Genomic DNA, 23,359 nt, shown 5'->3' on the forward strand with positions numbered 1-23,359 from the left:
CGCCATGTCCATCGCTTCATCCACCGCGTCCGCGCAACCGATCCACTGGTCGGGGCCCGGCCTCACGCGCATCCCCTTCGGCGTCTACAGCGACGCGCAACTGGCCGCCGACGAGCAGGCGCGCATCTTCCGCGGCGAGACCTGGAACTACCTGTGCCTCGAGGCCGAGTTGCCCGAGGGCGGCAGCTACCGCACCACCTTCGCGGGCGAAACGCCGGTGGTGGTGGTGCGCGACGACGACGACGAGATCTATGCCTTCGAGAACCGCTGCGCGCACCGCGGCGCGCTGATCGCGCTCGAGAAGTCGGGCCGCAGCGAGAACTTCCAGTGCGTCTACCACGCCTGGAGCTACAACCGCCAGGGCGACCTCACGGGCGTGGCCTTCGAGAAGGGGGTGAGGGGCCAGGGCGGCATGCCCGCGAGCTTCTGCAAGGAAGCACACGGGCCGCGCAAGCTGCGCATCGCGCGCTTCTGCGGCCTGGTGTTCGGCAGCTTCTCGGAGGACGTGCCCTCGATCGAGGAATACCTCGGCGACGAGATCTGCGCGCGCATCGAGCGCGTGCTGCACAAGCCGGTGGAGGTGATCGGCCGCTTCACGCAGGCGCTGCCCAACAACTGGAAGCTCTACGTCGAGAACGTGAAGGACAGCTACCACGCGAGCCTGCTGCACCTGTTCTTCACCACCTTCGAGCTCAACCGCCTGTCGCAGAAGGGCGGCGTGATCGTCGACGAGAGCGGTGGCCACCACGTGAGCTATTCGATGATCGACGCGGCCGCGGAAAAGGATGCGTCGTACAAGGAACAGGCGCTGCGCTCCGACAACGACCGCTATCGCCTGAAGGACCCGAGCGTGCTCGCGGGCTTCAAGGAATACGACGACGGCGTGACCTTGCAGATCCTCTCGGTGTTCCCGGGCTTCGTGCTGCAGCAGATCCAGAACTGCCTCGCGGTACGCCAGGTGCTGCCCAAGGGCACAGCGCGCACGGAACTCAACTGGACCTACATCGGCTATGTCGACGACACGCCCGAACAGCGCTGCGTGCGGCTCAAGCAGTCGAACCTGGTCGGGCCCGCGGGCTTCATCTCGATGGAGGACGGCGCGGTCGGCGGCTTCGTGCAGCGCGGCATCGCGGGCGCGGCCGACCACGAGGCCATCGTCGAGATGGGCGGCGACGGCGCCGTCTCGAGCGAAGGCCGCGCCACCGAGGCCTCGGTGCGCGGCTTCTGGAAGGCCTATCGCCAGCACATGGGCGCTTGAGCACCCGACGAGGAAAGAACACCCATGATCGACCTGCTGGCGCTGTGCGCCTTCAACGCGGCCTATGCCGATGCCATCGACAGCGATGCGCTCGAACGCTGGCCCGAGTTCTTCGCCGACGACTGCCACTACCGCATCACCCACGTCGAGAACGAGCGCGAGGGACTGCCCGCGGGCATCGTCTACGCCGACTCGCGCGCGATGCTCGAGGACCGCATCGCCGCGCTGCGCGAGGCCAACATCTACGAGCGGCAGCGCTACCGCCATCTGCTGGGCATGCCGCTGCTGCTCGAGGCCGAGGGCGACGCGGCGCGCGCGCGCACGCCCTTCATGGTGGCGCGCATCATGGCCACGGGACAGACCGAGATGTTCGCCACCGGCAGCTACGAGGACCGCTTCGTGCGGCGCGACGGCCGCCTGCTGCTGCAGTCGCGCGTGGCCGTGTGCGACAGCACCGTGACCGACACCCTGCTCGCGCTGCCGCTGTGACCATCGAGTCTTCTCATCGAACGCCACGTCGGCTCGCGCTCACGGCGGGCGACCCCAACGGCATCGGGCCCGAGATCGCGCTGAAGGCCCTGGCCGCGCTGCCGCGCGAAGACCGTGGACGCATCGCGCTGTACGGACCGGCCAATGTGTTCGAACGCACGGCGGCGCAGCTCGGCCTCGACGCGCTGCTGCGCGATACGGCGCTGGTCACGACCGGCGACCTCGAAGCGCGATCCGGACAGATCGACGCCGCGGCGGGCGCTTCCGCGGTCGCATCGGCCACGGCCGCGCTGCAGGCCTGCCGGCGCGGCGAGGTCGATGCGGTGGTCGCCTGCCCGCACCACGAGACCGCGATCCATCGCGCCGGCATCGCCTTCAGCGGCTATCCCTCGCTGGTGGCGCGCGTCTGCGGCATGGCCGAGGACCGCGTGTTCCTGCTGCTCGTGGGCGGCGGGTTGCGCATCGTGCATGCGACGCTGCACGAGAGCGTGCGCACCGCGCTCGAACGTATGACGCCCGCGCTGGTGGCCGAGGCGATCCGTGCCGGCGCGCGGGCCTGCGCGCTGCTGGGCGTGGCCCGGCCTTCGATCGGCGTGTTCGGCATCAACCCGCATGCCTCCGAGGGCGGGCTGTTCGGGCCCGAGGACGCGGCGATCGTCGCCCCGGCGGTCGAGGCCGCGCGCGCCGAGGGCCTGCGCGTGGCCGGGCCCTCGGGCGCCGACCTGCTGCTCGCGGACCGCGCGCACGATCTCTACGTGGCGATGTTCCACGACCAGGGCCACATTCCCGTCAAGCTGCTGGCGCCGCGCGCCGCAAGCGCTTTGAGCATCGGCGCCGATGCGTTGCTGTCGAGCGTGGGCCATGGCAGCGCGATGGACATCGCGGGCCGCGGCATCGCGAGCCCCGAGGCCGTGCTGCGCACCATCGCACTGCTGTCGGGCGCGCCGCGAGCCACTGGCGAGGTCGTGCCATGAGCCAGCGCATCGCCATCGCCGACAGCGACCTGGCCTTCGACGGCAACGAGGGCGAGACCGTGCTCGACGCCGCCTTGCGCGCCGGCATCGAGCTGCCCCACTCGTGCCGTAAGGGCGTGTGCGGCAACTGCGCGGGCACGGTCGCGCACGGCGAGGTCGCGCCCACGGGCCGCGGCGCGATGGTCAACGAGACCTGCGGGCCGGGCCAGGTGCTGTTCTGCATGTGCACGGCCGCGAGCCCCGCGCTCGAGATCCGGCCGGTGTCGTGGCGGCGCGTCGATCCCGCGGCGCGCAAGCGCTTCGTGGCCAAGGTGTTTCGCCACCAGCTCGCGGCGCCCGACGTCTCGCTGCTCCAGCTGCGGCTGCCCGCGGGCCAGCGCGCGCGCTTCCAGGCCGGCCAGTACCTGCAGCTGAAGCTCGACGACGGCAGCACGCGCTGCTACTCGATGGCCAATCCGCCGCACGAGAGCGACACGCTGACGCTGCATGTGCGCCATGTGCCCGGCGGTGCCTTCAGCGCGCGCGTGCCGCGGCTCGAAAGCGGCGAGCTGCTCGAGGTGGAGCTGCCGTTCGGCGCGTTCTCGCTGGCCGGTGGCAGCGAGGACACCGGCCCGCTGGTCTTCGTGGTCGGCGGCACCGGTTTCGCGCCGGTCAAGTCCATCCTCGACGACCTGATGAAGCGCCGCGTCGACCGGTCGATCACGCTGCTGTGGGGCGCGCGCCGCGCACAGGACATCTACCTGCCCGCGGCGGTCGCGCGCTGGCAGCGGCAATGGCCGTCGCTGCGCTTCGTCGCGGCGTTGAGCGACGAGGACGCGACGCTCGACGAGAGCCTGCGCGCCGAACAGGTTCGCGGCCGGGCCGACGAGGCGCTGGTGCAGGCCTGCCCCGACCTGCGCGGGCATGCGCTGTACTGCTGCGGTTCGCCCGCGATGGTGGCGGCGGTGCGCGAGGCCGCGCTTGCGCGCTGCGGCCTCGATGCCGCCGACTTCCATTCCGACGTGTTCGTGGAGGGTCCGGCGGCCTAGAACCGCGCTCAGCCGTGGCGCTGGTTGATCAGCGCAATCAGCGCATGCGGCTGCAGCGGCTTGCCCAGGTGCGCATCGAAGCCGGCCTCGGTCGCCTTGGTGTGGTCCTGCGGCCGGGTGAAGGCGGTGTGGGCGATCGCGTAGATCCGCGGCTCGCCGCGCGCGACCTCGAGCTGACGCAGCTCGCGGATCAGGTCGTAGCCGTCGCGTCCCGGCAGGCCGATGTCGCTCACCAGCACGTCGGGCCATTTCTGGTCGAGCAGCTGCAGCGCGCTGTCGTAGTCGGGCGCGATGCGCACCAGCGCGCCCGCGTCGGACAGCACCACCGCGAGGATCTCGCTGGCGTCGACGTTGTCCTCGACCACCAGCACCTCGAGCCCCGCGAGCAGGTGGTCGGAGGGCGGATCGCCCGCGGCCTGGCGCGCGTCGAGCAGGATGATCCCGCCGTCGCCATCGGGCACCACGCCGAGCGACACGCGCAGGGTGGCGCCCTTGCCCTCGCCTTCGCTGTGGGCCGAGACCTGACCGCCATGCAGCTCGGCGAGGTTCTTCACGATCGACAGCCCGAGGCCGAGCCCGCCATGGAAGCGGTTGTCGGGCGAGTCGCTCTGCGAGAAACGGTCGAACAGGTGCGGCACGAAATCGCTCGCGATGCCGCGGCCGAAATCCTGCACCGACAGATGGAGCCGGTCGCCGCTGCGCACCAGGTCGACCACGATGCGACCGCCCTCGTTGGAGAACTTGATGGCATTCGACAGCAGGTTCCACACGATCTGCTGGAAGCGCGTGCCGTCGAGCCAGGCGGCCTGCTCGGCGCCTTCCTGGTTGAAGTGGATGGACAGCTTCTTCGCGGCCACGGCCGCGTTCGAGGCCTCGATCGAGGCGCTCACCAGCGCGGCCGGGTCCACCCATTCGCGGTGCAGCCGCAGCTTGCCCGAGCTGATGCGCGAGACATCGAGGATGTCGGAGATCAGCCGCGCCTGCGCCTTCACGCTGCGGTCGATGGCGTTGAGGCCCTTCTCCATCTGCTCGGGCGCGCGATTGCCGACCTTCAGCAGGTGCACCCAGCCGCCGATGGCGTTGAGCGGATTGCGCAGCTCGTGCGAGAGCACGGCCACGAAGTCGTCCTTGGTGCGGCTCAGGCGCTCGGCCGAGGCACGCGCCGCCTGCTCGCGCTCGAGCACCTCGCGCCGGCGCGATTCGAGTTCGAAGCGCTCGGACACGTCGAGCGCAATGCCCACGCGCAGGCCGGGTTCGATCGGCGTGGACATGGTCCACTCGAGGCGGGTCCAGCAGCCATCCTGGCGCAGCAGCGGAAACTCGCCGGTCCAGCGCGCCGCGGGCTTCAGCGGGTCGGTGCTCTCGACGGTGTGGGTGCGCACGAAGTCGGTCCAGTCCGGCGGCGCGAAGGCGCTGACCGCCTGTCCGATCAGTGTCTCGCGCGAGCGCCCCAGCATGCCGAGCATCGCGGGATTGACGTCGGCGAAGCGCCCCAGTGCATCGATCAGCGCGATGCCCAGCGGCGCCTGGTCGTAGATGGCCCGAAAGCGCGCCTCGCTCGCGCGCTGCCGCTCCTCGGCCAGCCGCGCGCGGATCAGCGCCTGCAGGGTGGCGATCAGCACCGGCGGCTCGACCGGATGCACCAAGTAGGCATCGGCACCGGCGTTGAGGCCCGCCACCTTGTGCTCGTTTCGCACGAAGGTCGCCGACAGGTGCACCACCGGCAAGGTCGAGGTCTCGGGCCGCTGGCGCAGCTGCTGGCAGACCTCGAAGCCGCTGAAGTCCGGCAGGTGCACGTCGAGCACCACCGCCGAGATGTTCTTCGGCGCCAGCCGCACGGCCTCGCCACCGGTGCCTGCCTCCTGCGTATGGAAGCCGGCCGCGCGCACCACGCGCGCGGTGGCGTAGCGGGTGGTGGGGTTGTCGTCGACCACCAGCACCGTGTGCTGCGAGCGGTCGATGGTGATGTTGATGACGGGGTCGATGTTCATGCCTGCCCCGCGTGCTGTTCGTTCGCGGTGCCGCCGGCTCCGTTCCAGCCCCATCCGTCCTCGCCGTTCTGCGCCTCGGCGCCGGACTGGCGCCGCAGCTGCACCGGCAGCGTGACCGAGAAGGTCGAGCCCTTGCCGAGTTCGCTCTCGAGCTCGACATGGCCGCCGAGCAGCGTGGCAAGTTGCTTGCTCAGCGAGAGGCCCAGGCCGGTGCCGCGCAGCCGCTTCTGCACCGGCGAATCGACCTGCGAATAGTCGTCGAACACGGCCGCATGGTGCTCGGGTGCGATGCCGATGCCGGTGTCGGCCACCGAGAAGCGCACGCGGTCGTCGCCCACGCGCATCGCGGTCACGCGCACCTCGCCTTCGGGCGTGAACTTGACCGCGTTCGAGATGAAGTTGCGCAGGATCTGCGACAGCTTGCGGTCGTCGGTATAGAGCTTGGGCAGCCCCTCGGGCTCCTCGAAGATCAGCGCGGTGGCCGGGTTGCCCAGTACCGGGCGGAACATGCCGCGCAGCGCCGAGAACAGGTCGACCATCTCGAACCAGGCCGGCGAGATTTCCACGCGGCCGGCCTCGATCTTGGCCAGGTCGAGCAGGTCGTCGACCATCTCGGCCAGTTCCGAGGCCATGGTCTCGACGAAGCCGACCTGCTTCTCCTGCTCGGGCGTGAGCGGGCCGTCCATGCGGTCGTTGAGGATGCGCGTGATGCTGCGGATCGCATTGATCGGCGTGCGGAACTCGTGGCTCATGTAGGCCAGGAAGCGGCTCTTGAGCTCGGTGGCCTTCTTGAGCTGCTCGGCCTGCGCGTCGAGCTCGGCATAGAGCGCCACCACGCCGCGGTTGGTTTCCTCGAGTTCGGCGCGCAGCTCGTCGCTCTCCTGGCGGCTCTCGGCCAGCTGGCGCGCGAGCGCCGAGGCCTCGGTGTCGTGCGCGGTGTCGGGTTCGCTGCTGCTCATCGCCATTCCTTTCGCCGCAGAACCACGACCGTCGCATCGTCGCGGTGACGCGTATGGTCGCGCAAAAGCACCGCGGCTACCAGCGTAGGGTCCTTTTGCAGCAATGGCCGGATGCGGTCGGCCTGCCAGCGCGTCTCGATGCCGTCGCTGTGCAGCACCACCAGCGCGTGCGGCGGAAGTTCCATGGTGGCGGCCTCGGGCTTGCGGATCTGCATGCCGGCGGTGCCGTGCTGGGTCAGGATGCCCTTGTCGAAGATGCCCGAGAGCACGCGCCCGACGATGTTGCCGGCGCCCGACCAGGCGATGGACTCGCCCTCGGTATCGAGCTTCAGCACGCACACGGCCGCGCCGCGCGTGGACTGCAGCCGCTGGTGCAGCTGCTGCAGCGCATCGCGGACCTCGCGCCCAGGTGCTTCCGCGAAGGCCTCGGTCGCGGCCTGCGCGGCCTTGGCCGCCTCGGGCCCGTGGCCCAGCCCGTCGACCAGCAGCAGGTTGAAGTTGTCACCCTCGGGCGACACCGAAGCCGCCCACGCGTCGCCGCTGACGGATTCGTAGGGCGCCGGCAGGCACAGCGCACCGATCTGCACCCGCTGCGCGCCCGGTACCTCGGCCGCGCCGCGGCCGCGCGCCTCGCGCACGCGCGCCACGCAGACCGTGCCCTCGGGCACCGACGAATGGATGTCGAACTCGTCGGCCAGCCGCCGCACCGCGCCCAGGCCGGTGCCGGGCGTGCTGCCCGAGGAGTGGCCGTCCTGCATCGACAGCGCGAGGTTCTCGATGCCCGGCCCCTCGTCGATCGAGACGACCTCGATCTCGTGCATCTGCGGCCGCGAAGCGATCAGCAGCCGGCCCTTGCGCGCATGCCGCAGCAGGTTGGTACCGAGCTCGGTGACGACCAGCGCGACCCGGCCGGCGTCGACCTCGTTCCAGGCCATCTCGGCCGCGGCCTGCGCCGCATGCCGTCGCGCCTCGCCGACCCGGCTCGCATCGTCGATCGGAATCGCCTTGTGGGTCCAGCCCGCGATCACTTCCACTTGGTGATGCTCACGCGGGTGCCTGCGCCGGGCGCCGACTGGATCTCGAAGTCGTTGACCAGCCGCTTGCTGCCCGGCAGCCCCAGGCCCATGCCGTTGCCGCTGGTCCAGCCATCGGTCAGCGCCAGCGCGATGTCCTCGATGCCGCGGCCCTCGTCCTCGAAGTGCAGCTGCAGGCCGCGCCGGCCGTTGCGTTCGACGAACTCCCAGCGCATGCGCCCGCCTCCGCCGTGGATCAGCGCGTTGCGCGACAGCTCGCTGGCGGCCGTGATCATCTTGGTCTGGTCGACCAGCGACAGCTTGAGTTCCTGGCACAGCGCGCGCACCATCTGGCGGCTGGCCACGATGTTGTGCTCGGACAGCAGCGGCAACGTGCCCGTGGGGTCAGCGGCCAAGAGCGTTCTCCAGGCGCGCGCGGCGCAGCATCTCCATGCCGCGCTCGACATTGAGCGCCGTTCTCACGCCCTCGAGCGACAGCCCGAGTTCGACCAGGGTGATCGCCACCGCCGGCTGCATGCCGACCACCACCGTGGTGGCCGACAGGATGCGGGCGATGCCCGAGATGCTGGTCAGCATGCGGCCGACGAAGGAGTCGACGATCTCGAGCGCCGAGATGTCGATCATCACGCCCGAGGCACCGGTCCTGGAGATCTGGCCGGCCAGGTCGTCCTGCAGCTGCAGCGCGGTCTGGTCCTGCATGTCGACCTGGATCGTCACCAGCAGGATGTCGCCCATGCGCAGGATGGGAATGCGGTCCATGGCGGCTCCGCTCAGGCCGTGCGCTCGATGCGCCAGCCCGCCTGCTTCAGGGCCAGCGCGAGCGCGTCGGCCAGCGTGGCCTTGGTCTGCACGCCCTGCAGGTCGATGCCCAGGTGCACGATGGTCTGGGCGATCTGCGGCCGGATGCCGCTGATGATGCAGTCGGCGCCCATCAGGCGGATCGCGGTCACGGTCTTGAGCAGATGCTGGGCCACCAGGGTGTCGACCGTGGGCACGCCCGTGATGTCGATGATCGCGATGCCGGAGCCGGTCTCGACGATGCGCTGCAGCAGCGCCTCCATCACCATCTGCGTGCGGCCGCTGTCGAGCACGCCGATCATCGGCACGGCCAGCACGCCCTCCCACAGCTTCACGACCGGGGTCGAGAGTTCGAGCAACTCTTCCTGCTGGCGGCGGATGATGTCCTCGCGCGCCTGCTGGAAGGTGGTGACCGTGTGCTGCGCGAGCTTGTCGACCGAGGCCGACAGGGTCCACAGCGCGCCGGCCAGCGCGGCGGGATCCTTCGCCAGCCGGCGCTGCAGCGCATCGAACAGCGGCTTCTTGAGCGCCAGCACGAACAGGCTGGTGTCGCCGGCCGACTCGCCCTTGGCCGCGCGCGTGCGCGAGAGGTTGGCCAGCGTGTCGCGCAGCGGTGCCCATTCGGCCGCCTCGAAGCGCGCGGCGTCGCCGCCCGCGGCCAGCACGCCGTCGAGCTGGCGCAGCAGCTCACCGCCCTCGGCCTTGGCCGCGCGACGCGCGCCCGGTTCGCTCACGCGGGCTTCGTCCAGCCAGCCCTCGAGGACGTCGTTTTCTTCCTCGCGCAGCGTCGCGCGCAACGCTTCATGGTCGTTCTTCATGGATTTCCTCTCGGTATTTTCACGGTTCGCGGTCCCACCATCGACCGCCCGTGCGTTCGATCATGCGCGCGGCGGCTCCCGTCCCTGTTTTGAGTATTTGGTTCGCGTCGGGGATCGTAGCCGTCTGCGGAGCGCACCGACGAAGCTGCATTGGTCAAGCGATGCCGCGTCCTCGCGTAGGCCCTGTCCCACAAATGGGATGGGTGAGGCGGTCTTTGACTGGGCCCGGTTTCGCGCCGGCGCGCAATGTCTTTTGACATAGCGCGCGTTTCTTGTTGCCCGACTGTGGGATTCAGGCCTCGCTGCGTATCGATTCGTACGCCGATGTACTGCTTGCGCCTACATGCGCTGCCCGTTGGCGCGGGACAATCGCGCCATGGTGGAGATCAGCAACATGGACATGGATGCACTGGCCGCAGAGGCCGCGGAATGGCGCCGTCGCGCCCTGCGCGGCGACGCGCGCGCACGCGGCATGGCGCATGAACTTGAGCGCAAGCTGCGCCGTCAGCTGCCCTCGATGCCGGTTGCGGGCCTGGAGCTCGACACCCGCCCGCTCGAACTCCGCAAGCCGCCACCGCGCTGGTGGAAGCTCTGGTAGGCAGGGCGCGCAGCCCTGCCCTCCGTCCGGCTCCTTCAGTTCTTGCCAAGAGCCGCGACCACCGCGTCGCCCATTTCCTCGGTGCCCACGCGCGTGCTGCCGGCCTGGTAGATGTCGCGGGTGCGCAGGCCATCGGCCAGCACGCGGCGCACCGCCTGCTCCACGCGATCGGCGTTCGCCGCCTGGCCGAACGAGAAGCGCAGCATCATCGCCATCGACAGGATCGCGGCCAGCGGGTTCGCGAGGTTGCGCCCGGCGATGTCGGGCGCGGTGCCGTGCACCGGCTCGTACAGGCCGAAGCTGCCGGCCGCCATCGAGGCCGAGGGCAGCATGCCGATGGAACCGGTGAGCATCGCGGCCGCGTCGGACAGGATGTCGCCGAAGATGTTGCCGGTGACGATCACGTCGAACTGCTTGGGCGCGCGCATCAGCTGCATGGCCGCCGCATCGACGAACAGATGCGTGAGCTCCACGTCGGGATACTCGGCCCCCACGCGCGTGACCACCTCGCGCCACAGCTGCATCACCTCGAGCACGTTGGCCTTGTCGACCGAGCACAGCCGGCCCTTGCGCGCGCGCGCCGTGCGGAAGGCCACGTGCGCGATGCGCTCGACCTCGGGCTCGGAGTAGCGCATGGTGTTGAAGGCCTCGCGCTCGCCCGCTGCATTGACGCCACTGCCGCGCGGCTCGCCGAAATAAACGTCGCCCGTGAGCTCGCGCAGGATCAGCAGGTCGAGCCCCTCGACCACCTCGGGCTTGAGCGTGGAGGCGCCGATCAGCTCGGGAAACAGGAAGGCCGGCCTGAAGTTCGCGAATAGGCCGAGCTCCTTGCGCAGGCGCAGCAGGCTCGCGCCGGGGCGCATCATGAACGGAATGGCTTCGTCGCCGGGCATGCCGGCCGAGCCGAACAGGATGGCGTCGGCCTGGCGCGCGATCTCGCTGGTGGCCGCGGGCAGCGGATCGCCCGCGCTGTCGATGCCGGCCTGGCCGATCGCGGCATGCGCGAGTTCCAGCGGCTGGGCCGTGCCCACCACGGCCTTCAGCACCTTCAATGCCTGGGCGGTCACCTCGGGGCCAATGCCGTCGCCCGGCATCACTGCGATCTTCATGTCTGGGAACCTTTTCTAGCTGTTCAGAGGGAGGAATGGGACAGCGCGGCATCGGCGGCGCGGCGCCGCTCGAAGTCCTCGATGCGCGCGCGCTGGGTCAGCGTGTAGTCGATCTCGTCGAGGCCCTCGAGCAGGCAGTGCCGCGCGAAGGGATCGATGGCGAAGGACTCGACCTCGCCGCCGGGCCGCGTGACGGTCTGCGCGCGCAGGTCCACGCGCAGGCGCGCGCCGGGGTCGGTGGCGAGTTCGGCCAGCATCGACTGCACCGTGTCCTCGGGCAGGCGCACGGGCAACAGGCCGTTCTTGAGCGCGTTCGAGAAGAAGATGTCGCCGAAGCTCGGCGCGATCACGGTGCGAAAGCCGCCATCGTGCAGCGCCCACACCGCATGCTCGCGCGAGGAGCCGCAGCCGAAGTTGCGGCCCGCGACCAGGATGCGCGCCTGCGCGTACACGGGGTCGTTGAGCACGAAGTCGACGCGGCGCGCGCCCGCGGCATCGTGGCGCACGTCGTGGAACAGGTAGTCGCTGAAGTCGTCCGAGCGCGGCTTCTGCAGGTAGAGCGCGGGCACGATCTGGTCGGTGTCGACATTGATGCGCGCGAGCGGCGCGGCGACCGCGTCGAGGGAGGTGAAGGCTTCCATGGGTTTGGGGCGTGGGTTCGTGGCAACTGCGCTTCAGCGCGCCGGCGGGATGGCGCGCACGTCGGTCAGCCGGCCGGTGATGGCGGCGGCCGCGGCCATCGCCGGGCTCATCAGATGGGTGCGCGAACCCGGCCCCTGTCGGCCGACGAAGTTGCGGTTCGAGGTCGAGGCGCAGCGCTGGCCCGCGGCCACCTGGTCGCCATTGGTGCCCAGGCACATCGAGCAACCGGCATGGCGCCATTGCAGGCCGGCGTCGCGGAACACCGCATCGAGACCCTCGGCCTCGGCCTGCTGCTTCACGAGCCCCGAGCCGGGCACGACCCAGGCTTCGACGCCTTCGGCCACGCGCCGGCCGCGCACCACCTCGGCGGCGCTGCGCATGTCCTCGATGCGGCCGTTGGTGCACGAGCCGATGAAGACGCGGTCGACCGCGAGATCGGTCAGCGCCTGGCCCGGTGCCAGGCCCATGTAGTCCAGGGTGCGCCGCATCGCCTCGCGGCGCTCGGCATTCGGCGCCTGCGCGGGATCGGGCACGCGGCCGGTGATCGGGAGCGCGTCCTCGGGGCTGTTGCCCCAGGTGACCATGGGGGCGATGTCGGCGGCGTGCAGCCGGACTTCGCTGTCGAAGGTCGCGCCCTCGTCGCTCGGCAGCCGGCGCCAGGTGGCCAAGGCGGCGTCCCAGGCCGCGCCGCGTGGCGCCTCGGGCCGGCCGGCCAGCCATTCGAAGGTGGTGTCGTCGGGCGCGACCATGCCCGCGCGCGCGCCGGCCTCGATCGACATGTTGCACACCGTCATGCGGCCCGCCATCGAGAGCGCGCGGATCGCCTCGCCCGCGTACTCGATCACGTGGCCGGTGCCGCCAGCGGCGCCGATGCGCGCAATCACGGCCAGGATGATGTCCTTGGCCGACACGCCCGCGCCGAGCCGGCCGTCGATGGTCACGCGCAGCGTGCGCGGCCTGCGCTGCCACAGCGTCTGCGTGGCCAGCACGTGCGCCACTTCCGAGGCACCGATGCCGAAGGCCAGCGCGCCGAGCGCCCCATGCGTGGCCGTGTGGCTGTCGCCGCAGACGATCACGCTGCCCGGCAGGCTCAGGCCCTGCTCGGGACCGACCACGTGCACGATGCCCTGGCGGATGTCGTCGAGGCCGAAGAAGCGGATGCCCGCGGACGCGCTGTCGTCATGCAGCGCCTGCGCCATCGCGCGCTTCTCGGCATCGGCGATGTCGGCCAGCACGCGCGAGCCGGTGGGCACGTAGTGGTCGGGCGTGGCGAATGCGCGCTCGGGCCGGCGCACCGGCAGTTGCCGCTGGCGCAGCATCTCGAAGGCCGGCGCGGAGCCGTCCTGCACCAGGTGGCGGTCGACGTACAGCAGGCTCTGGCCATCGTCGCGCTGCATCACGACATGGGGCTCCCAGATCTTGTCGAACAGGGTGCGGGGAGCGGGGGAAGCGGACATGGAATCGTCGGGAGCGTGAGAAGAAGAAAGGACTGGGCCGGCGTTCAATCGAGCTTCACGCCCGAGATGCGCACGATCTCGGCATAGCGCTTGGTCTCGCTGGCCATGAAGCGGCCATACTCCTCGGGCGTGCCGCCGCCGACCTCGGCGCCGAAGGCCAGCATGCGCTTCTGGAACTCGGGCGACTTGAGCACCGCGTTGGCCTCGGCATTGAGCTTGGCGATGATGGCCTTCGGCGTGCCGGCCGGCGCCGACAGGCCATACCACGAGGAGGCATAGACGCCCGACAAACCCACTTCGTCGAAGGTGGGCACGTCGGGCAGCGCGGGGTTGCGCTTCTTCGAGGCCACCGCGAGCGCGCGCATCTTGCCGCTGGCGACGAAGGGCAGGCAGGTGGTGGTGTCGAGCATCAGCGAGACATGGCCCGCCGCGAGGTCGGCCTCGGCCGGCGCCGTGCCCTTGTAGGGCACGTGCACGATGTCGATCTTGGCCGCGCTGGCGAACTGCACCGCCGCCAGGTGCTGCGAGGAGCCGATGCCGCCCGAGGCGTAGTTGAGCTTGCCGGGGTTGGCGCGCGCGGCGTCGATCACGTCCTTGGCGGTCTTGAACGGCGAGTCGCCGGGCACCACCAAAATGTTCGGCACCGCCGACACGTAGATCACCGGCTCGAAGTCCTTGACCGGATCGAAACCGAGCTTGCTGTAGAGGCTGGCGTTGACCGCGTTCGGGCTGATCGAGGACATCAGCAGGTTGTAGCCATCGGGCTTCTGCCGCGCCGCGAGCTCGGTGCCGATGTTGCCGCCGGCGCCCGCGCGGTTGTCGATCACGAAGGGATGGCCGAGCCGGTGGCCGAGCATGTCGGACACGATGCGGGCCGTGGTGTCGACGCCGCCGCCCGCGGGCCAGGGCACCATGAGCTTGATCGGCTGGCTCGGGTAGTTGGCGGCCGCGTCCTGGGCCGGCGCGAGCGCGGGGCCGAAGCCCGCGAACAGCACTGCGGCCATCGTGCAGGCATGCAGTTTCTTCATCATTGCGCGTCTCCTGTCTTGTAGTGCCCGCATCCTAGGCCTGCAGAGGAAGGCGCCGCAATCACAATTAACGCATGCAGGCATGAGCTAAAGTCAGACCCCATGACACGCCGCCTGCCACCGCTCAACGCCTTGCGCGCCTTCGAGGCCGCCGCGCGCTGCGGCAACTTCACGCGCGCCGCGCACGAACTCTGCGTGACCCAGGGCGCGGTGAGCCGCCACATCGCCACGCTCGAGGACTGGCTCAAGGTGCAGCTGTTCGAGCGAGGCCGCCACGGCATCCGGCTCACGCCCGCGGGCCAGAGCTATCACGCGAGCATGCGGGTGGCCTTCGACCAGATCGAGCTCGGCACGCGGCAGCTGCAGCAGAGCCCCGACGAGTGGCTGCTGCGCATCAAGCTGCCGCCCACCTTCGCGATCCGCTGGCTGATTCCGCGGCTGGCGCGCTTTCACGCCAGGCATCCGCGCATCGACGTGCAGATCACCACCTCGCACAAGCCGACTGACTTCGAGCGCGACGACGTGGACGTGAGCATCCACTCCGAGCCCAGCCCGCCCGAGGGGCCGGGCTACCGGCTGCTGTTCCGCGAGACGCTGCTGCCGGTGTGCGCGCCGGCGCTGCTGCAGCGCGAGCCGCCGCTGGCGCTGCCGGCCGACCTCGCGCAGCACGCGCTGCTGAGTTCGCTGAACCGGCCGCAGGACTGGCCGGCCTGGCTCGAGGCCGCGGGCCTGAGCGGCGTCGATACGCACCGCGGCCTCAAGTTCGAGAACGCCGCCATGGCCTACCAGGCCGCGGCCGAGGGGCTGGGCGTGATGATGGGCCTGCTGGCCTTCGTGCGCGACGACCTCGCGAGCGGCCGGCTGGTGGCGCCGCTCGCGCTGCGGCTGCCGACCGAGGGCGGCTACTTCATGGCCTGGCGCGCCGACCGGCCGGTGCCGCAGCGGGTGCGCGACTTCGAGCACTGGATGGCCGAGGAAGTGGCGGCCGCCGAAGGCTGAAACAAGGGTTCCGACCGGGCCGCGGGCTTTCCCCGATGCGCCGCGGCGGCCATGCGGCCAAAAATGACTACGTATTCATGAATACGTACCCAAAGACGACTCCACCATGACACTGCACATCCAGAAACTCCCTTCGGTGCTGGGCGCCGAGGTGACCGGCATCAGCCTGCGCACCCTGACCGACCCCGACACGCTCGCGCAACTGCGCGCCGGCATGGACGAGCACGCGGTGCTGGTCTTTCGCGACCAGCCGCTCGAGAACGAGGAGCAGCTCGCCTTCGCCGAGCGCTTCGACGGCACCTTGCACAGCAAGACCTCGGTCGCCGTGCTCGCCAAGAACCGCTTCGGCAACGAGGCCCTGACCGACATCTCCAACGTCGGCGCCGACGGCCAGATCCTGCCGGCCGACCACCGGCTGCGCATGAGCACCATCAGCAACCGCCTGTGGCACACCGACGCCTCGTTCGAGAACCCGCCCGGGCGCTACTCGATGCTGTCGGCGCGCGTGGTGCCGCCGGTGCGGGCCGACACCGAGTTCGCCGACATGCGCGCCGCCTACGACGCGCTCGACGACGCGACGAAGGCCGCCATCGAAGGGCTGCAGGTCTTCCATTCGATCGCCTACTCGCGCCAGATCATGGGCTTCGAGTTCTCCGAGGAAGAGAAGCAGCGGCTCAAGGGCGCGGTGCATCCGCTGGCGCGCACCCTGCCGCGCACCGGGCGGCGCTCGCTCTACCTCGCCTCGCATGCCTCGCACATCGTCGACATGGCCGTGCCCGAGGGCCGGCTGATCCTGCGCGACCTCAGCGAGCACGCGACGCAGCCGCAGTTCATCTACCGCCACGAATGGCGGGTGCACGACTTCGTGATCTGGGACAACCGCACCACCATGCACCGCGCGCGGCCCTTCGACGACAAGAAGTACCGGCGCGAGCTGCGGCGCACCACGACGCTGGACCTCCCGCTGCCCGCGGCCTCGACCTCGACCTCGACCGCGACGGTGGCCGCATGAAGGCGCGTTCGCTATTGCGCGCCGCGGGCCTGTGCGTGGCCTCGCTCGCGTTCTCGGCCGCCGCGCTGGCCCAGGCCTGGCCGGCCAAGCAGCCCGTGCGCTTCGTCGTGCCCTACCCGCCCGGCGGCGCCTCCGACGTGACCGCGCGCCTGCTCAGCGTGAAGCTCACCGAGGCGCTGGGCCAGGCCTTCGTGGTCGAGAACCGGCCCGGTGCCAACGGCCTGATCGCGCTCGAGTACGTCGCCAAGTCGGCGCCCGACGGCTACACCATCCTGATGGCCAACCTCGGACCCAACGCGATCAACCCGGCCGTCTACCGCAAGCTGCCCTACGACGCGATCAAGGACTTCACGCCGATCACGCTGACCTCGGTGGTGCCGCTGGTGGTGCTGGTGCAGCCGTCGATGCCGGTGAACTCGATGAAGGAGCTGATCGCCTATGCCAAGGCCCATCCCGACAAGCTGACCTATGCCTCGGCCGGCAACGGTTCGGCCAACCATCTCGCGGGCGAGATGATGAAGTCGATGGCGGGCTTCAAGATGGTCCACGTGCCCTACAAGGGCGATGCGCCCGGCCTGCAGGACACCATCGCCGGCAACGTGAGCGTGATCTTCCCGACCGTGATCGGCGGCATGTCGCAGATCAAGAGCGGCCTGCTCAAGCCGATCGCGGTGACCGGTGCCAAGCGCTCGTCGGCGCTGGGCTCCGTCCCCACGGTGGCCGAAGGCGGCATCCCGAACTTCGAGGCCAACTCGTGGGGCGGCGTGATGGGTCCGGCCAACCTGCCGCCCGAGATCGTCGCGCGGCTCAACACCGAGATCGTGAAGATCCTCAAGCAGCCGGAGACGGCCGCCAAGCTCACCTCGATGGGTGCCGACATCGTCGGCTCGACGCCCGAGGAGTTCGCGAGCTACCTGAAGAACGAGGTCGCGAAGTGGGGCAAGGTGGCCCACGAGAACAACATCACGTTGGACTGAGCCGCGAGGCGTCGATCAGCCGGCCGTGCCCCGCACGATGAACGCGTGCGGCAGCACCACGCGCGCCGGCTCCATCTGCTGGTTGTCGAGCCGCGCGCACAGCCGCGCGACGGCGGCTTCCACCATCGCCTCGCGCGATTGCGAGACCGTCGTGAGCGCGATGCTGTCCCAGGCGGCCATCGGCACGTCGTCGTGGCCCACCACCCAGACATCGCGCGGCACTGCGAGCCCCTGCGAGCGCACGCCGTCGAGCGCGCCGATCGCCACGATGTCGTTGACGCCGAAGATCGCATCGACGCGGCCCGCCTGCAGGATCGCGCGCGCAGCCTCCTGCCCCGCGGCATAGGAGAACTTCGGCACCCGCGCGACCGCGCCCGGGCTCAGCGCCACGCCGCGCCGCGCGAGCTCCTCGACGAAGCCCTGCTCGCGCTCGCGCAAGGTGCTCGGCAGGTCGTGGCCCGAGATCAGGCCGATCCGCGTGCGCCCGTGGTCCACGAAGAAGCCCGCGGTCGAGGCACCGCTCGCGCGGTTGTCGCTCGAGAACTGGTCGAAGGCATCGGAGCCCACGGTGCGGTGCAGCAGCACCAGCGGCACCTTCTGCGCGATGCGTTCCAGGAGCGGCAGCGAGGCCTCGGTGGCCGTGGTGGTGATGACGCCATCCACGCCGCTCTCGACCATCACGCGCATGGTCGCGTCGCTGAAGTCCTCTTCCTCGTAGACCGAGGCCGAGAGGCCGCGCTTGCGCAGCGCGGCCGAGAGCAGCTGCAGCATCGCCGGATAGAGCGGATTGACCGCGAGGTTGGCGACCACCAGCGCGATGATGCCGGTGCGCTTGGTGCGCATCCAGCGCGCGGCCGCGTTGGGCGCATAGCCCGATTGGGCGATCGCATCGAGCACCGCCTGGCGCGTGGCCGGCTGCACCAGCGGCGAGTTCTGCAGCACGCGCGACACCGTCGCCTGCGACACCCCTGCGAGCCGCGCGACGTCCCTGCTGGTGGGCTTGCCGCCGGAACCGATCATGAAGAAGCCGCTGGAGATGCCATGCGGCGATTCTAGGATGGCGTGCCGACGAGCCGCCCCTGAAGCCGGCCCCCGCAACGGCCTCAGAGATCGAGCGTCAACGCCTCGCCGAACGCGCGCGAACAGCACGGCAGGAACTGGTCGTGCAGCGCCTGTTCCTGCGCCGTGAGAAAGGCATCGCGGTGCTCGACCCGGCCCTCGAGCACCGGTGTGAGGCAGCTTCCGCAGACCCCTTGCTCGCAGGACGATGCGATCTCGATGCCTTCGCGCCGCAGCGCCTGCAGCGCCGTCTCGCCGGCCGCGACGACGATGCGCCTGCCGCTGCGCGCCGCGACCAGCTCGAAGCCGCGATCGCCTTGCGCCGCCGTCACCGGTTGGAAGGACTCGTGGTGCAACCTGCGCTCGTCCCAGCCTGCGGCCTTCGCGGTGCGCAGCACATGGCCCATGAAGCCCTGCGGGCCGCAGACATAGAGCCGCGCTTCGCCGGGCCGGCCGGCCAGCACCCGCGCGGCATCGAAAGCCGCCTCGTCGTCCGGATGCAAGTGCACTGCGTGCGCGAACGGCGAGCGCAGCAGGTCGTCGACGAAGGCCATGGCGCCGCGCGAGCGCGCGCAGTAGTGCAGTTCGAATGGCGAGCCGGCCGCATGCAGTGCCGCCGCCATGCTCAGCAGCGGCGTGATGCCGATGCCGCCCGCGACCAGCAGCGACCATGGGCTTTGCGGTTGCAGCGGGAACAGGTTCCTCGGTACCGAGATTCGCAGCGCGCTGCCCGCGTGCAGCCGGGCGTGCACCGCTTCGGAGCCGCCGCGCGAGGCGGCGGTCTTCAGCACCGCGATGCGATAGCGCGCGGGCGCTGCGCACGGTGCGCCGAGCAGCGAGTACTGCCGCACGAAGCCATCGACATGCACGTCGATGTGTGCCCCGGCATCGAAAGCCGGCAGCGGCGTGCCGTCGCGCGCCTCGATCTCGAGGGCGCAGATGTCGGGCGCCACGCTCGCGCGCACGGCGATGCGCGCCTCGATCGGCCTTGTGTCGGTCATTCGGCTTGCACGGCGTTCGACAGGATGCCCACGCCCTCCACTTCGATCTCCACCACGTCGCCCGCGCGCAGGTACAGCGGCGGCTGGCGCTTGAAGCCCACGCCGCCGGGCGTGCCGGTCACGATCACGTCGCCCGGCTCGAGCGCGGTGAAGGTCGAGATGTAGGCGATCAGGGTGGGCATCGGGAAGATCAGCTGCGCGGTCGTCGCCTGCTGCACCACCTCGCCGTTGAGCCGCGTGGCCAGACCCAGTTCCTGGCCATCGGCGATCTCGCCGCGCGTGACCATCCAGGGCCCGAAGCCGCCCGTGGCGGGAAAGTTCTTGCCCGGCGTCCACTGCGTGGTGTGAGCCTGCCAGTCGCGCACCGAGGCATCGTTGTAGGGCGCATAGCCGGCCACGTGCGCCCAGGCATCCTGCTCGCGGATGCGCCGGCCGCCGCGGCCGATGACGATCGCGATCTCGCCCTCGTAGTCGAGACAGGTGGACTCGCGCGGCAGCACGATCGGCTGGCCGTGGCCGACCTGGGAGGACGCCACGCGCAGGAACACGGTCGGCTGGCCGGTCTTCTCGCGCCGCGCCTCGACGCGGTGCTCCTCGTAGTTGAGGCCGATGCAGAAGATGCGCGGCGCGTCGGGCACGACCGGCAGCAGCGTCACCTCGCCGAGCGCGACGTCGGGGACGGCGCTCCTGGCCAAGGCCTCGATCGCGGGCAGGTCCAGTTGGGCAAGCGCGCTGCGCAGCGTGGGGCAGCGCCCCTGCGACGCGGCCTGCAGGTCGACGATGCGTTCATCGACGAGCGCGCCCCAGCGCGCCCGTCCCTGGTGGGAATAGCTCAGAAGTTTCATGACGGAAAGCGGCCTCCTGACGAGGGGCGGGTGGAAGAAAAACGGAAGAAGGGTCGCGCTCAGTCGGCCGTGACGCCGGCCGACTTCACGATGCGCCCCCACTTGTCGTACTCGGCAAGGAAGTAGCTCCTGAACTGCTCGGGCGTGCCGCCGCGCACGCTCGCGCCCTGCGAGGCCAGCGTCTCCTGCAGCTCTTTCTCGCCGAGCGCCGCGTTGACCGCGGCCGAGAGCTTGTCGATGACGGGCCGCGGCGTGCCGGCCGGCGCCAGCAGCCCGAACCAGGTGCCGGCCTCGAAGCCCGCGACGCCGGCCTGCTGCATGGTCGGCACCTGCGGAAACTGCGGCGAGCGCTCGGTGGAGGTGATCGCGAGCGCGCGCAGCTTGCCGGCCTTGACCAGTGGCGCCGAGGTGCTGAAGACGTCGAACATCAGGTCGATCTGCCCCGCCACCAGGTCGACCAGCGCGGGCCCGCTGCCCTTGTAGGGCACGTGCACCATGTCCACGCCGGTCAGCGTCTTGAAGTACTCCCCGGCCAGGTGCGCGGCACTGCCGTTGCCGAAGGATCCGTACGACAGCTTGCCGGGGTTGGCCTTGGCCTGCGCGATCAACTCGGCCACGCTGTCGGCCTTGAGGCCCGGCTTCACGGCCAGCAGCAGCGGTTGCGTGGCCACCAGCGCGATCGGCTCGAAGGACTTGACCGGGTCGTAGCTCAGCTTCGCATAGGTGTGCGGCGTCACCGTGAGCGGGCCCGCGGCGCTGAACAGCAGCGTGTAGCCGTCGGCCGACGCCTTGGCCACGAAGTCCTGGCCCAGGGTGCCGCCGGCGCCCGCGCGGTTCTCGACCACCACGGCCTGGCCGAGCCGTTCGGACAGCGACTTGGCCATGAGCCGCCCCGTCTGGTCGGTCGAGCCGCCGACCGCGTAGGGAATGATCAGCTTGATGGGTTTGGACGGGTAGGTGCTCGCATGGACGGTGGCGGCACCGACCAGCGCACAGGCCGCGAGCGCCAGCGCGGCGGGCCAGCGAAACTTCTTCATCGGGTTCATCGTGTCTTGTCTCCAGGATTTCTTGTCGGGAACGGGGAAGCGGAAAAAGCTAGCGAGCGCTGGCGGCCTCCTCGGCGCTCGGCGCGCCCGGCGCCGCCGCGATGCGGCCGACGGTGTCGCCGAAGCGCTCGAGCATCACCTGCTCGAAGGACACGCCCTCGGACGCGAACCAGCTTCCCGAGCGCAGACGGTAGGCCTCGTGCCGCAGCGGCGCCTCAGGTTCGATGCCGCGCGCCAGTGCCTTCGCGCCCGTAAGCACGGTGCGGCGAAAGCGCACCACGGCGGCATCGGAGGCCGACAGATGTTCCTGCGTGCGATCCGCGATGCGGCCCTGGCTGTCCTGGATCATCGCGTCCTGCTCGGCCACGCCGCGCACGCCGGTGAAGCTGATGTGCTTCTGGTGGACGCGATCGATCAGGTATTCGTTGGAGCGGTTGCGGATCGGGATGAAGTCCGCATCCACCTCCGCGATCACGCCGTGGCCCTCCTTCAACTTCGCGACCTCCTCCTCGCCGAGCGGGCGATCCGGGTTCCACGCATAGGTGTAGATCCAGCAGTTCTCGTCGTCGATCGGCACCCAGGTGTAGCCGAAGTGGGTCTCGCCGGGCAGCGTGGAGGGGGTGGTGCTGTGCGAGGGCAGCGCGAACTGCGCGCTGCGCCAGTAGCGCACGCCATCGTCGGCGCGCCGCGCGCCGCCCACGACGAAGCCGACCTCGTGCTCGAGGATCGAGAACAGCGGCAGCGGGTCCTCGCGGATCCAGCGCAGGCGCTTCTCGTCGGCCGGCGCATCGGGGTTCGCGTTCGAGGGCACGCCCGGTGCCGGCATGTGCAGGAACGAGAAGTGCGAGGTGTCGAGCGCGCCCTCGATCGATTGCGCCCAATTGCATTCCTGCAGCTTCTTGGTGACGTAGCGGTGCGACTCCGGCAAGGCCGCGAACTCGAGCTGTGGCACGTCGGGCAATTCGCGCTCCCAGGGATCGGGTCCCATGTAGGCCCAGACCACACCGCCGTGCTCGCGCGTCGGATAGGCCTTGAGCCGCAGCGTCTGGTGGTAGCTCGCGCCGGGCGGCACGTTGGGCAGCTCCACCGGGCGCCCCCGCAGGTCGAACTGCCAGCCATGGAACACGCAGCGGATCGCGCAGTTCTCGTTGCGCCCGAAGTACAGGTCCGCGCCGCGGTGCGGGCAGCGCGCGTCGACCAGTCCTACCACGCCCTCGCTGTTGCGGAAGGCCACCAGCCTCTCGCCCATGATGTTCACGCGCATCGGCGCGCCGTCGCGCTCCGGCAGTTCGCGGGACAGCGCCACGGGCTGCCAGAAGCGGCGGAAGAACTGGCCCATCGGTGTCTGGGCCCCGGTGCGGGTGAGCATGTCGTTGTCGGCGGCGCTGAGCATCGCGGTCGTCTCCTCGTGGGTGGTGTTGTTCAGTGCGCGGCCGCTGGCGTGCGCGGATCGCGGATGCCGTGATCGGCGGCCCATTGCAACGTGTCGAGCGTGTGGCCCGAAGGCGCGTACTCGCAGCCGATCCATCCCTCCCAACCCATCTGCTCGATCAGTTCGAACAGGTAGGGAAAACGGATCTCGCCGGTGCCCGGTTCGTTGCGGCCCGGCACGCTGCCGACCTGGATGTGCCCGATGTGAGGCCATGCGGCCTTCAGGCGTTCGGCGATGGCACCTTGCTCCGTCTGGATGTGGAAGGTGTCGAAGCACAGCTTCACGTTGCCGCGACCCAGCGCCTCGACCACCGCCACGCCCTCCTCGATGCGGTGATAGAGGAAGTCGGGAAAGCGCGCGCGGCAGCAGGGCTCGAGGATCAGCGTGAGCCCGCTGGCGCGGGCCTGGTCGGCGGCCCAGGCGATGTTCTCCTGGAACAGCTCCATGCAGCGGGCGCGGTCCATGTCCGGCCCGATGTTGCCGGGCATCACGTGGATCATCGGACCGCCCACCTGCGCCGCATAGTCGATCGCGGTGTGGATGCTCTGCCGGAAGCGCGCCTCGAGTCCCGGCAGCGCCGCGTAGCCACGTTCGCCGGCGTCCCAGTCGAAGGGCGAGAGGATCTGCACCAGCGCAAGCCCGTTGGCCTCGAGCCGCGCCGCGATCTCGCGCGCCGGGTACTCGTAGGGGAAAGCCACCTCGACGCCGCGGAAGCCGGCCCGGGCGGCCGCCTCGTAACGCTCGAGCATCGGGTATTCGGTGAACAGCCACCGCAGGTTGGGATCGAATCGCAGCATCGTGGAAT

General features: G+C 70.2%; 24 protein-coding genes. 8 read left to right on the forward strand and 16 right to left on the reverse strand.

The window, feature by feature from the left end; all coding sequences use genetic code 11:
* Window positions 1-4 precede the first annotated feature (4 nt).
* Genes INQ48_33550 through INQ48_33565 form a run of 4 tightly spaced genes read left to right on the forward strand, consistent with a single transcriptional unit; the run spans window position 5 to window position 3,749 of the window.
* The gene (locus INQ48_33550; protein ID QRF62461.1) at window positions 5-1,258 is read left to right on the forward strand and encodes a Rieske 2Fe-2S domain-containing protein; all 1,254 of its coding nucleotides are present in this window, start codon (window positions 5-7) and stop codon (window positions 1,256-1,258) included.
* 24 nt (window positions 1,259-1,282) lie between these two features.
* A complete protein-coding gene (locus tag INQ48_33555; protein ID QRF62462.1) occupies window positions 1,283-1,747 on the forward strand; it encodes an aromatic-ring-hydroxylating dioxygenase subunit beta in 465 nt (154 codons plus the stop codon).
* 2 nt (window positions 1,748-1,749) lie between these two features.
* Window positions 1,750-2,721, forward strand: a complete 972-nt coding sequence (locus tag INQ48_33560; protein ID QRF63060.1) for a 4-hydroxythreonine-4-phosphate dehydrogenase PdxA — start codon at window positions 1,750-1,752, stop codon at window positions 2,719-2,721.
* Window positions 2,718-3,749 carry a 2Fe-2S iron-sulfur cluster binding domain-containing protein gene (locus tag INQ48_33565; protein ID QRF62463.1) on the forward strand — a complete coding sequence of 344 codons (1,032 nt, stop codon included), beginning with the start codon at window positions 2,718-2,720 and terminating at the stop codon, window positions 3,747-3,749. The genes INQ48_33560 and INQ48_33565 overlap by 4 nt, the downstream gene beginning before the upstream one ends.
* Before the next feature lie 8 nt (window positions 3,750-3,757).
* Here INQ48_33565 and INQ48_33570 read toward each other — a convergent pair whose 3' ends face one another.
* Genes INQ48_33570 through INQ48_33595 form a run of 6 tightly spaced genes read right to left on the reverse strand, consistent with a single transcriptional unit; the run spans window position 3,758 to window position 9,349 of the window.
* Window positions 3,758-5,740 (reverse strand): response regulator, encoded by a 1,983-nt coding sequence (locus tag INQ48_33570; GenBank protein QRF62464.1) that lies wholly within the window; start codon window positions 5,738-5,740, stop codon window positions 3,758-3,760.
* Window positions 5,737-6,699 carry a histidine kinase gene (locus tag INQ48_33575; GenBank protein ID QRF62465.1) on the reverse strand — a complete coding sequence of 321 codons (963 nt, stop codon included), beginning with the start codon at window positions 6,697-6,699 and terminating at the stop codon, window positions 5,737-5,739. The genes INQ48_33570 and INQ48_33575 overlap by 4 nt, the downstream gene beginning before the upstream one ends.
* Window positions 6,696-7,733 (reverse strand): ATP-binding protein, encoded by a 1,038-nt coding sequence (locus INQ48_33580; GenBank protein ID QRF62466.1) that lies wholly within the window; start codon window positions 7,731-7,733, stop codon window positions 6,696-6,698. Before INQ48_33580 ends, INQ48_33575 begins: the two co-directional genes overlap by 4 nt.
* Window positions 7,724-8,128 (reverse strand): anti-sigma regulatory factor, encoded by a 405-nt coding sequence (locus tag INQ48_33585; GenBank protein QRF62467.1) that lies wholly within the window; start codon window positions 8,126-8,128, stop codon window positions 7,724-7,726. The genes INQ48_33580 and INQ48_33585 overlap by 10 nt, the downstream gene beginning before the upstream one ends.
* Entirely contained in the window at window positions 8,118-8,492 is a 375-nt protein-coding gene (locus tag INQ48_33590; GenBank protein QRF62468.1) for an STAS domain-containing protein, read from the reverse strand. Before INQ48_33590 ends, INQ48_33585 begins: the two co-directional genes overlap by 11 nt.
* Window positions 8,493-8,503: 11 nt before the next feature.
* Window positions 8,504-9,349, reverse strand: coding sequence for an STAS domain-containing protein (locus INQ48_33595; GenBank protein ID QRF62469.1), 846 nt, complete (start codon window positions 9,347-9,349; stop codon window positions 8,504-8,506).
* A gap of 376 nt (window positions 9,350-9,725) precedes the next feature.
* Between INQ48_33595 and INQ48_33600 the strand changes: the two genes are divergently transcribed.
* The gene (locus tag INQ48_33600) at window positions 9,726-9,947 is read left to right on the forward strand and encodes a hypothetical protein (GenBank protein QRF62470.1); all 222 of its coding nucleotides are present in this window, start codon (window positions 9,726-9,728) and stop codon (window positions 9,945-9,947) included.
* Window positions 9,948-9,982: 35 nt separating this feature from the next.
* On the opposite strand, the gene leuB is transcribed toward INQ48_33600, so the two are convergent.
* The 4 genes from leuB to INQ48_33620 are packed head-to-tail and all read right to left on the reverse strand — an operon-like array spanning window position 9,983 to window position 14,186.
* Window positions 9,983-11,056 (reverse strand): 3-isopropylmalate dehydrogenase, encoded by a 1,074-nt coding sequence (gene leuB / locus INQ48_33605; GenBank protein ID QRF62471.1) that lies wholly within the window; start codon window positions 11,054-11,056, stop codon window positions 9,983-9,985.
* 23 nt (window positions 11,057-11,079) lie between these two features.
* Window positions 11,080-11,697, reverse strand: a complete 618-nt coding sequence (gene leuD / locus INQ48_33610; GenBank protein ID QRF62472.1) for a 3-isopropylmalate dehydratase small subunit — start codon at window positions 11,695-11,697, stop codon at window positions 11,080-11,082.
* 33 nt (window positions 11,698-11,730) lie between these two features.
* The gene (gene leuC, locus INQ48_33615) at window positions 11,731-13,155 is read right to left on the reverse strand and encodes a 3-isopropylmalate dehydratase large subunit (GenBank protein QRF62473.1); all 1,425 of its coding nucleotides are present in this window, start codon (window positions 13,153-13,155) and stop codon (window positions 11,731-11,733) included.
* Window positions 13,156-13,199: 44 nt separating this feature from the next.
* The gene (locus tag INQ48_33620) at window positions 13,200-14,186 is read right to left on the reverse strand and encodes a tripartite tricarboxylate transporter substrate binding protein (protein ID QRF62474.1); all 987 of its coding nucleotides are present in this window, start codon (window positions 14,184-14,186) and stop codon (window positions 13,200-13,202) included.
* Between the two features lie 99 nt (window positions 14,187-14,285).
* Between INQ48_33620 and gcvA the strand changes: the two genes are divergently transcribed.
* From gcvA to INQ48_33635, 3 genes are all read left to right on the forward strand, one after another.
* Complete coding sequence (gene gcvA / locus INQ48_33625) at window positions 14,286-15,182, forward strand: transcriptional regulator GcvA (GenBank protein QRF62475.1); 897 nt, start codon at window positions 14,286-14,288, stop codon at window positions 15,180-15,182.
* Window positions 15,183-15,288: 106 nt separating this feature from the next.
* Window positions 15,289-16,194: a TauD/TfdA family dioxygenase gene (locus INQ48_33630; protein ID QRF62476.1), complete on the forward strand. Its 906-nt coding sequence runs from the start codon at window positions 15,289-15,291 to the stop codon at window positions 16,192-16,194.
* Window positions 16,191-17,171 (forward strand): tripartite tricarboxylate transporter substrate binding protein, encoded by a 981-nt coding sequence (locus INQ48_33635; GenBank protein ID QRF62477.1) that lies wholly within the window; start codon window positions 16,191-16,193, stop codon window positions 17,169-17,171. Before INQ48_33630 ends, INQ48_33635 begins: the two co-directional genes overlap by 4 nt.
* Window positions 17,172-17,186: 15 nt before the next feature.
* Here INQ48_33635 and INQ48_33640 read toward each other — a convergent pair whose 3' ends face one another.
* From INQ48_33640 to INQ48_33665, 6 genes are all read right to left on the reverse strand, one after another.
* Window positions 17,187-18,191, reverse strand: a complete 1,005-nt coding sequence (locus INQ48_33640; protein ID QRF62478.1) for a LacI family DNA-binding transcriptional regulator — start codon at window positions 18,189-18,191, stop codon at window positions 17,187-17,189.
* An 83-nt stretch (window positions 18,192-18,274) separates the two neighbouring features.
* Window positions 18,275-19,231 carry an oxidoreductase gene (locus INQ48_33645; protein QRF62479.1) on the reverse strand — a complete coding sequence of 319 codons (957 nt, stop codon included), beginning with the start codon at window positions 19,229-19,231 and terminating at the stop codon, window positions 18,275-18,277.
* Window positions 19,228-20,076: a fumarylacetoacetate hydrolase family protein gene (locus INQ48_33650; protein ID QRF62480.1), complete on the reverse strand. Its 849-nt coding sequence runs from the start codon at window positions 20,074-20,076 to the stop codon at window positions 19,228-19,230. Before INQ48_33650 ends, INQ48_33645 begins: the two co-directional genes overlap by 4 nt.
* Window positions 20,077-20,135: 59 nt before the next feature.
* Window positions 20,136-21,113 (reverse strand): tripartite tricarboxylate transporter substrate binding protein, encoded by a 978-nt coding sequence (locus tag INQ48_33655; protein ID QRF63061.1) that lies wholly within the window; start codon window positions 21,111-21,113, stop codon window positions 20,136-20,138.
* A gap of 58 nt (window positions 21,114-21,171) precedes the next feature.
* The gene (locus INQ48_33660; GenBank protein QRF62481.1) at window positions 21,172-22,515 is read right to left on the reverse strand and encodes a Rieske 2Fe-2S domain-containing protein; all 1,344 of its coding nucleotides are present in this window, start codon (window positions 22,513-22,515) and stop codon (window positions 21,172-21,174) included.
* A gap of 29 nt (window positions 22,516-22,544) precedes the next feature.
* Window positions 22,545-23,351 (reverse strand): TIM barrel protein, encoded by an 807-nt coding sequence (locus INQ48_33665; protein QRF62482.1) that lies wholly within the window; start codon window positions 23,349-23,351, stop codon window positions 22,545-22,547.
* Window positions 23,352-23,359: the final 8 nt, after the last annotated feature.

It is taken from the genome of Variovorax paradoxus, from assembly GCA_016806145.1.
Taxonomy (GTDB): Bacteria; Pseudomonadota; Gammaproteobacteria; order Burkholderiales; family Burkholderiaceae_C; genus Variovorax.

Excerpts from the sequence above, each read along its gene's own strand:
- INQ48_33550 (QRF62461.1), top strand. The coding sequence starts at position 5 with ATGTCCATCGCTTCATCCACCGCGTCCGCGCAACCGATCCACTGGTCG.
- INQ48_33640 (QRF62478.1), bottom strand. The coding sequence starts at position 18,191 with ATGATCGGTTCCGGCGGCAAGCCCACCAGCAGGGACGTCGCGCGGCTC.
- INQ48_33570 (QRF62464.1), bottom strand. The coding sequence starts at position 5,740 with ATGAACATCGACCCCGTCATCAACATCACCATCGACCGCTCGCAGCAC.
- INQ48_33630 (QRF62476.1), top strand. The coding sequence starts at position 15,289 with ATGACACTGCACATCCAGAAACTCCCTTCGGTGCTGGGCGCCGAGGTG.
- INQ48_33655 (QRF63061.1), bottom strand. The coding sequence starts at position 21,113 with ATGAAGAAGTTTCGCTGGCCCGCCGCGCTGGCGCTCGCGGCCTGTGCG.
- INQ48_33555 (QRF62462.1), top strand. The coding sequence starts at position 1,283 with ATGATCGACCTGCTGGCGCTGTGCGCCTTCAACGCGGCCTATGCCGAT.
- INQ48_33635 (QRF62477.1), top strand. The coding sequence starts at position 16,191 with ATGAAGGCGCGTTCGCTATTGCGCGCCGCGGGCCTGTGCGTGGCCTCG.
- INQ48_33650 (QRF62480.1), bottom strand. The coding sequence starts at position 20,076 with ATGAAACTTCTGAGCTATTCCCACCAGGGACGGGCGCGCTGGGGCGCG.
- INQ48_33590 (QRF62468.1), bottom strand. The coding sequence starts at position 8,492 with ATGGACCGCATTCCCATCCTGCGCATGGGCGACATCCTGCTGGTGACG.
- INQ48_33665 (QRF62482.1), bottom strand. The coding sequence starts at position 23,351 with ATGCTGCGATTCGATCCCAACCTGCGGTGGCTGTTCACCGAATACCCG.
- INQ48_33565 (QRF62463.1), top strand. The coding sequence starts at position 2,718 with ATGAGCCAGCGCATCGCCATCGCCGACAGCGACCTGGCCTTCGACGGC.
- INQ48_33660 (QRF62481.1), bottom strand. The coding sequence starts at position 22,515 with ATGCTCAGCGCCGCCGACAACGACATGCTCACCCGCACCGGGGCCCAG.
- INQ48_33575 (QRF62465.1), bottom strand. The coding sequence starts at position 6,699 with ATGAGCAGCAGCGAACCCGACACCGCGCACGACACCGAGGCCTCGGCG.
- INQ48_33595 (QRF62469.1), bottom strand. The coding sequence starts at position 9,349 with ATGAAGAACGACCATGAAGCGTTGCGCGCGACGCTGCGCGAGGAAGAA.
- gcvA (QRF62475.1), top strand. The coding sequence starts at position 14,286 with ATGACACGCCGCCTGCCACCGCTCAACGCCTTGCGCGCCTTCGAGGCC.
- leuD (QRF62472.1), bottom strand. The coding sequence starts at position 11,697 with ATGGAAGCCTTCACCTCCCTCGACGCGGTCGCCGCGCCGCTCGCGCGC.
- INQ48_33645 (QRF62479.1), bottom strand. The coding sequence starts at position 19,231 with ATGACCGACACAAGGCCGATCGAGGCGCGCATCGCCGTGCGCGCGAGC.
- leuC (QRF62473.1), bottom strand. The coding sequence starts at position 13,155 with ATGTCCGCTTCCCCCGCTCCCCGCACCCTGTTCGACAAGATCTGGGAG.
- leuB (QRF62471.1), bottom strand. The coding sequence starts at position 11,056 with ATGAAGATCGCAGTGATGCCGGGCGACGGCATTGGCCCCGAGGTGACC.
- INQ48_33600 (QRF62470.1), top strand. The coding sequence starts at position 9,726 with ATGGTGGAGATCAGCAACATGGACATGGATGCACTGGCCGCAGAGGCC.
- INQ48_33620 (QRF62474.1), bottom strand. The coding sequence starts at position 14,186 with ATGATGAAGAAACTGCATGCCTGCACGATGGCCGCAGTGCTGTTCGCG.